The following is a 6,766-nucleotide window of genomic DNA, read 5'->3' on the forward strand; positions in this document are numbered from 1 at the left end:
ATCTCCCCCCTTGCGGGGGAGATGTCCGCAGGACAGAGGGGACGGAACGCGACACTGGATACCTGTTCCGGCTGTCTAAGCGACCTCCTTCAACCGCTCGTCCCGTGGCAGCGCCTGCAACGCCGCCTGCAACAATATGTCGGCCAGCCGCGCTGCCACCGGATCCAGTTCAGCATCCTTCTGGTGCAGCACCAACGCCATTTTGGGCAATGCCGGCAGCCCGGCGATCTCCGGCGTCATCGCGCTGACGCTGGCCGGCAGGCCGATGTCGGTGCGGATCGTCAGCCCCAGCCCCGCCGCCACGGCTGCCCAGATGCCGCCAAGGCTCGGGCTGGAAAAGGCCATCCGCCACGACAGCCCGGCGCGGTCGAGCGTTTCGGTTGCCACCGTGCGCAGAAGGCATGGCGCTTCGAGCGCCACCAGCGGCAGCGGCTCACCGTCGCGCAGGCTGGTCTCGATGCGCTTTGCCGGCCCGATCCAGCGCATCGGCACATCGGCGACATGCTGGCTGTAGGGCAGCGTTTCGCCGCAGTGCCAGGCGAGCGCGATGTCGAGGCTGCCTGACATGACCCTTTCAGCAAGGTCGTGGCTGCGTGCGATCCTGGCTTCGATCTTCACCTTGGGGTGCGCCCGGGCAAATCGGCCGAGCACGTCCGGCAGCACCGCCTCGCCGAAATCTTCCTGCAAGCCGAGCCGTACCCAGCCTTCCAGCTCGACATCATGGATGGCGGATGCCGCCTCGTCATTCAATTCGATCAGCCGGCGCGCATAGCCGAGCATGGTCTCGCCGGCCTCGGTCAAAGCGAGGCCGCGTCCTGATTTGCGGAAGATCGGCGTCGCCGCCTGTTCTTCCAGTTTCTTCAATTGCGCGCTGACCGCCGACGTCGACCGGCCAAGCCGGTCAGCGGCCTTGGCAAAGCTGCCCAGCTCCATACCGGTGACGAAACTGCGCAGGACGTCGAGGTCGAAAGTTACGCGTCGCATGTCTGAAGTCCCGATTTTCAGGATTGTAAGTTCAAAACTTCCTGATTTTCAGGATGAAATTATGGCGGTAGGGACAGATCGTCAAGGCCGGACCACTGGCCAGCACGGGAAATGAAATCATGTCCGCCATCGTCAATTGCACCGATCGGCAGTCGCCGAAGCTCCTGGAAGATGCCGGTTCCGCCGGGAGGGTTTTCAAGCCGGGCCATCGCTGGAAGGTTCTGGGCATCGGCGTTGCCGCCAATGCCGCCTTCTCGGCTACGTTCTCCGGCATCCCGGCGACGGCGGTCGTTCTTCGCCAGGGCTATCATTTGGGCAATGCCGAGCTCGGCCTGGCGCTCGGCCTTCTCGGGCTGGGGGTCGCGCTCAGCGAGCTGCCCTGGGGCCTGCTTACCGATCGCTGGGGCGATCGCCGCGTGCTCCTGATCGGGCTCGGCGCGACGGCGGTGTGGCTCCTGGCCATGGCGATGCTGGTTGTGCCGACAAAGGCCGGTATTCCCGGCGTCACGCTGCTCTCCGCGAGCCTGCTCATCACCGGACTGCTCGGCGGCAGCGTCAACGGTTCGAGCGGCCGCGCCATCATGGGCTGGTTTCGGGAAAACGAGCGCGGCTTTGCCATGAGCATCAGGCAGACGGCGGTGCCGCTTGGCGGTGGCCTTGGCGCGCTCGTGCTGCCCTCGCTTGCGCTGGCTTTCGGCTTTGGCGCGGTGTTCGGGGTGCTGGCGGGCGCATCCGCTCTGTCTGCCCTGTTCGCCTGGCGCTGGCTGCACGAGCCGCCGACGGCGGGCGAGGGCCATCTCGCTTCGGCTGCGGTCGGACCGGCGCCGCTGCGCAATCGCGATGTCTGGCGTATCGCGACCGCCATCGGCCTGCTCTGCTTTTCGCAGGTGGCCGTGCTCACCTTCGCCTCCGTATTCCTGCACGATTTCGTTGGGTTGGGAACGGCGGCAATCAGCGCGAGCCTCGCCGCCGTTCAGATCGGCGCCATGGTCATGCGCATCTGGAGCGGCCGCTTCACCGACCGTCACGGCAACCGCCGCCAATTTCTTCGCTTGTGCAGCGCGTTCAGCGCCCTTGCCTTCGCCATGCTTTGGCTGCTGGTCCTGTTCGGCCCAACCGTTCCGGGCGGCCAGCTCATCTGGTTGGCTGTCCTTCCAGTCGTGCTTATTGTCGCAGGCATCTCGGTCTCCGCCTGGCACGGTGTCGCCTACACCGAGCTTGCCACCCTTGCCGGGGCCAGCCATGTCGGGACCGCGCTCAGCCTTGCCAACACCTTTGTTTTCGTAGGCTTCTTCCTGGTGCCGGAGGCCATTCCGGGGCTCTTGCACCTTTGGTCTTGGTCCGGCGTCTGGCTGGCGGCCGCCATCTGCGCGCTGATCGCCCGGCCGATCTTCCTGCGTCCGGCCTGAGTTCGGCCGCAAAACCGCCCGACTTCGGAACCACGACCTGAAGCCGGCTGAGAACAGTCCGATCGAAGCCGTTAACGTCCCATCAAGGTTAATGCATCATTTTGCTCTCCAGTGGGGTCTGTCGCGTTCCTGGAGAGTGTTCCGTGCATCGACGTGTGTTGAAGCGGCTGGTTGCCGCCGCCGGTGAGAGAAGACGTGGCTTTCTGCCCCCGTTCGTCATCGGTCTCGGCATCTGGATCGGCTTTCCGACCATCGTCGCCTATCAGGACATGACGAGCCTTGTCTCCGGCCTCGAAGCGAACACCCGCTGGAATTCCTATGTCGAGAAATCCGTCGCCGGCTCGACCCATGCTGCCGAGATGCCCTTTGTCGATTCTGATGTCACCGGCTCCATCTCCGGATCGGGTGTCCACCTGGCCGGTGTCGGCAACGTGTCGTTTCGCGGAAAGGGCGGCAAGGTCAGCGGCACGCCCGATGAGGACCGCGTCGTGCGCGCCGAGAAGAAAGGGCGCATCGTCCAGATGTCTCCCGTCGCACCGCCGAAGAACTTCAACGCCGGCTCGATCTTCGAGCGCACCTCCTCCTTGCTGCGGCCCAGCATGGACAGCGGCCTGAAAATGGCTTTCGCCAAGCCGCAGATCAAAGGCAAGGAAATCCAGATCGCCGCGGCATTCCATGCGCGCGAGGACAAGAAGCCGGATCCCGGCGTGCCGGCCATGCTGGCAGCGCTGGTCAACAACGACCATCCGGACGTGCTGGCCACCGCCTACGCGCAGTCCGAGCCTGACTATGCCAAGGCATCGCCCTTCGAAGCCCTGCTTCAGGACGAGCAGCCCAATGAGGGCCGCTTCATTCCGCCGATGGCCAAGGGCGATCATTCGTGGATCCAGAACCCGCTGCCCGCCAGTGTCTTCTCCCAGAAGGAGCAGGCATGCCTTGCCAACGGCATCTATTTCGAGGCGAGGAGCGAATCCGTGCGCGGCCAGGCCGCCGTCGCCCAGGTCATCCTCAACCGCGTCCGCAATCCGACCTATCCGAATTCGATCTGCGGCGTCGTCTACCAGAACGACAGCTGGTTCAACCGTTGCCAGTTCTCCTTCGCCTGCGACGGCAGGAAGAAGCGCATCGATAGCCCAGCCGCCTACAAGACCGCCCAGGAGATCGCCATGGCCGTCACTGCCGGCAAGATCTTTATCCCGGAGGTCGGATCGTCGACCCACTACTATGCCCAATATGTCCATCCCGGCTGGGCGCGCACGATGCAGAAGATGACCAAGATCGGCCTGCATATCTTCTATCGGACCTATGGCGGCGGCTGGAGCTGAGTGCGGAGCAGCCGCTGATCTTTGATGTGGCGCGCAGCCGATCAAAGGGCCATTGCGCGGGGGATTCGCGCCATGCATCCTTGTCATCATGGCGGGCACGATGTCGCAGCTTTGTAATCCATTGATTTTATTGCCTAAAATACATGGCAATGAACTTCCGCCCGTGGCTTGACGGGCGCAAACCCTCTAACTATGTTGCCGGCGACTTTAGAAGCGGACGGACGGTGATGGTCTGACCGGGCAGGGGGGTTGCGATGGCCGACAAGAATGGGCCAGACGGAACCGGAGAAACCGGCCGCGGCAATCAGCATGAACCCGATATCCGCGACGACGATCTTGAGCGGCGCCGCCGTGACCTGGAAGCTTCGCTTGCGACAAGGCGGCCGGGCCGGCTCGAGGGGAAAGACGACGCGAAAGCGGGCAGTGTGGCCGGTTACGGTCAGGCGCTCAAACTCTCCAGCGAGTTTATCGCCGGGGTGGTGGTGGGTGCCGGCATCGGCTGGATCATCGACCGTCTGGCGGGGACATCGCCATGGGGTCTGATCGTGTTTCTGCTGCTTGGTTTTGGCGCCGGAGTGCTCAATGTGATGCGTTCCGCCGGCGTTGTGGCAGAATTTGGACAGGGCGATAAATCGCGCCGTGGCCAAGACGACAAGAAATGACCGCGCACCATGTGCGGTAATGGTAACGAGGCCGTACGCGGCATTGACGGGGTTTGAACGTGGCAGCTGACAAGGTCGATCCGATCCACCAGTTCCATATCAACAAGCTGATTCCGATCGACATCGGCGGCTATGACCTGTCTTTCACCAATTCGGCACTGTTCATGGTCGCAACCGTTATCGTCGCGGCTGGATTCCTGTTTCTCACGACGTCAAGCCGCAGCCTGGTTCCCGGGCGGCTTCAGTCGGTCTCCGAGATGGCCTACGAGTTCGTCGGCAACATGTTGCGCGATGCCGCCGGCACGCAAGGCATGAAGTTCTTCCCTCTCGTGTTCTCGCTGTTCATGTTCGTGCTCGTCGCCAATCTGCTTGGCCTGTTCCCGTATTTCTTCACCGTCACCAGCCACATCATCGTCACCTTCGGCCTTGCCGTGCTGGTGATCGCAACCGTGGTCGTCTACGGCTTCATGAAGCATGGTTTTGGCTTCCTGAAACTGTTCGTGCCGCATGGCGTGCCGGTCTTCCTGCTGCCACTGGTGGTGCTGATCGAAGTGATCTCCTTCGTGTCGCGCCCGGTCAGCCTCTCGGTTCGTCTGTTCGCCAACATGCTCGCCGGCCACATCACGCTGAAAGTGTTTTCCGGCTTCGTGGTCAGCCTGAGCGCGCTCGGCGCGGTCGGCGTCGCCGGCTCGATCCTGCCTCTGGCGATGGCGGTGGCGCTGACGGCACTGGAACTGCTGGTCGCCTTCCTGCAGGCCTACGTCTTTGCCGTGTTGACCTGCATGTATCTCAACGACGCCCTGCACCCCGGGCACTAGGTCCAAAAGTTTCCGGCCCAAGAATTTCCAACATTGGCGCCGGATGGAATCGCAACGGAATTTTAGATCCAAAGGAGTTGAACAAATGGACGCAGAAGCAGCAAAGTACATCGGCGCCGGCATCGCTTGCCTGGGCATGGGTGGTGCGGGCATTGGCCTCGGCAACATCTTCGGCAGCTACCTCGCGGGCGCACTGCGCAACCCGTCGGCTGCCGATGGCCAGTTCGGCCGCCTGATCTTCGGTTTCGCCGTGACCGAAGCTCTGGGCATCTTCTCGCTTCTCATCGCGCTTCTGGCCCTGTTCGGCTGAGCACTCGGGAAGATTGGACAGGCCGGCCGCGCGAGCGGCGGGCCTGAATTTCGGGGATAGTCCATGTTCGTGACATCTGCCTTTGCGCAAGAGTCCGCGCCATCAGCCGATACCAGCCACGCTGCTACGGAAGGCGACACGCATTCCAGCACCGGTGTGCCTGCTGAAGCGCATGGCACGTTTCCGCCATTCGATCCGGCGACGTTCCCGTCGCAGCTTCTGTGGCTGGCGATCATCTTCGGGCTGTTCTATCTCTTCCTGAAGCGGGTTGTGATGCCGCGCGTCGGCGGCATCATCGATGTCCGCAACGATCGCATCACGCAGGATCTCGATCAGGCGGCCAAGTTGAAGGGCGAGGCCGACGCTGCCGTTGCTGCCTACGAGCAGGAACTGGCGGAAGCCAAGACCAAGGCCAACGCGATCGGCCAGCAGGCCAACGACGCGGCTAAGGCCGAGGCCGACACCGCTCGCAAGAAGGTCGAGGCCGCGCTCGACGCCAAGCTTGGCGAAGCCGAGGCCCGCATTTCTTCCATCAAGGCCAATGCCATGAAGGAAGTCGGCAGCATCGCCGAGGACACCGCTTCGGCGATTGTCGAAGCCCTGGTTGGCGGCAAGGCCAGCAAGGCAGAGATCGCGGCCGCGGTCAAATCCGTGGCCCGGTGAGGAGCGCATCATGGACGCCACATCTCTCGCGACGCTCTGGGCCACGGTTGCCCTGGTCATCTTCCTGGGCATTGCCGTCTACATCAAGGTGCCTCGCCTGATCGCCAAGGCGCTCGACGCCCGCGCCGAAAGGATCAGCAACGAGCTCGACGAAGCGCGCCGGCTGCGCGAGGAAGCCCAGCAACTGCTTGGCCAGTATCAGCGCAAGCGCAAGGAAGCCGAGCAGGAGGCCGCCGACATCGTCGCCGCCGCCAAGCGCGAAGCCGACTTGCTTGCCGCCGAAGCGCACAAGAAGACCGAGGACTATGTTGTCAGGCGCACCGCGCTTGCCGAGCAGAAGATCGGCCAGGCCGAGCGTGACGCCATCAGCGAAGTCCGCGCCAGCGCCGTCGACATCGCCGTAGAGGCAGCGCGCGCGCTGCTTGCCGGCAAGATCGACGCCAAGGCCGGTGCCGATCTGTTCAAGGCATCGCTTGCGGACGTGAAGTCGAAGCTGAATTAGAGGGTCCCGCTAGCCAATCATCGAAAGCCGCCCGGGCAACCTGGCGGCTTTTTTGTTGTGGGCGGGGATAATCTCCCCCCTCGAGGCTGTCTC

The 6,766-nt window shown here is 63.3% G+C and carries 8 protein-coding genes; 7 read left to right on the forward strand and 1 reads right to left on the reverse strand.

Annotated features, from left to right (window positions below):
- Window positions 1-75 precede the first annotated feature (75 nt).
- Window positions 76-984, reverse strand: a complete 909-nt coding sequence (locus tag EOB59_RS23020; RefSeq protein ID WP_027036003.1) for a LysR substrate-binding domain-containing protein — start codon at window positions 982-984, stop codon at window positions 76-78.
- A gap of 119 nt (window positions 985-1,103) precedes the next feature.
- Between EOB59_RS23020 and EOB59_RS23025 the strand changes: the two genes are divergently transcribed.
- The 7 genes from EOB59_RS23025 to EOB59_RS23055 all read left to right on the forward strand — a co-directional run bounded on the left by EOB59_RS23025 (window position 1,104) and on the right by EOB59_RS23055 (window position 6,673).
- Window positions 1,104-2,393: an MFS transporter gene (locus EOB59_RS23025; RefSeq protein WP_128289309.1), complete on the forward strand. Its 1,290-nt coding sequence runs from the start codon at window positions 1,104-1,106 to the stop codon at window positions 2,391-2,393.
- A gap of 143 nt (window positions 2,394-2,536) precedes the next feature.
- Complete coding sequence (locus tag EOB59_RS23030) at window positions 2,537-3,718, forward strand: cell wall hydrolase (RefSeq protein WP_127328440.1); 1,182 nt, start codon at window positions 2,537-2,539, stop codon at window positions 3,716-3,718.
- A gap of 254 nt (window positions 3,719-3,972) precedes the next feature.
- Window positions 3,973-4,380 carry an AtpZ/AtpI family protein gene (locus tag EOB59_RS23035; RefSeq protein WP_127397544.1) on the forward strand — a complete coding sequence of 136 codons (408 nt, stop codon included), beginning with the start codon at window positions 3,973-3,975 and terminating at the stop codon, window positions 4,378-4,380.
- A gap of 59 nt (window positions 4,381-4,439) precedes the next feature.
- Entirely contained in the window at window positions 4,440-5,198 is a 759-nt protein-coding gene (locus EOB59_RS23040) for a F0F1 ATP synthase subunit A (RefSeq protein ID WP_023808677.1), read from the forward strand.
- Between the two features lie 85 nt (window positions 5,199-5,283).
- Window positions 5,284-5,508, forward strand: a complete 225-nt coding sequence (locus tag EOB59_RS23045) for a F0F1 ATP synthase subunit C (protein ID WP_006206606.1) — start codon at window positions 5,284-5,286, stop codon at window positions 5,506-5,508.
- A 63-nt stretch (window positions 5,509-5,571) separates the two neighbouring features.
- A complete protein-coding gene (locus EOB59_RS23050; protein ID WP_128289310.1) occupies window positions 5,572-6,171 on the forward strand; it encodes a F0F1 ATP synthase subunit B in 600 nt (199 codons plus the stop codon).
- Between the two features lie 10 nt (window positions 6,172-6,181).
- Window positions 6,182-6,673 (forward strand): F0F1 ATP synthase subunit B, encoded by a 492-nt coding sequence (locus EOB59_RS23055; protein ID WP_127270951.1) that lies wholly within the window; start codon window positions 6,182-6,184, stop codon window positions 6,671-6,673.
- Window positions 6,674-6,766: the final 93 nt, after the last annotated feature.

This window comes from Mesorhizobium sp. M7A.F.Ca.MR.176.00.0.0, assembly GCF_004023165.1.
In the GTDB taxonomy this organism is placed as follows: domain Bacteria; phylum Pseudomonadota; class Alphaproteobacteria; order Rhizobiales; family Rhizobiaceae; genus Mesorhizobium.

Excerpts from the sequence above, each read along its gene's own strand:
- EOB59_RS23020 (WP_027036003.1), bottom strand. The coding sequence starts at position 984 with ATGCGACGCGTAACTTTCGACCTCGACGTCCTGCGCAGTTTCGTCACC.
- EOB59_RS23025 (WP_128289309.1), top strand. The coding sequence starts at position 1,104 with ATGTCCGCCATCGTCAATTGCACCGATCGGCAGTCGCCGAAGCTCCTG.
- EOB59_RS23035 (WP_127397544.1), top strand. The coding sequence starts at position 3,973 with ATGGCCGACAAGAATGGGCCAGACGGAACCGGAGAAACCGGCCGCGGC.
- EOB59_RS23045 (WP_006206606.1), top strand. The coding sequence starts at position 5,284 with ATGGACGCAGAAGCAGCAAAGTACATCGGCGCCGGCATCGCTTGCCTG.
- EOB59_RS23050 (WP_128289310.1), top strand. The coding sequence starts at position 5,572 with ATGTTCGTGACATCTGCCTTTGCGCAAGAGTCCGCGCCATCAGCCGAT.
- EOB59_RS23055 (WP_127270951.1), top strand. The coding sequence starts at position 6,182 with ATGGACGCCACATCTCTCGCGACGCTCTGGGCCACGGTTGCCCTGGTC.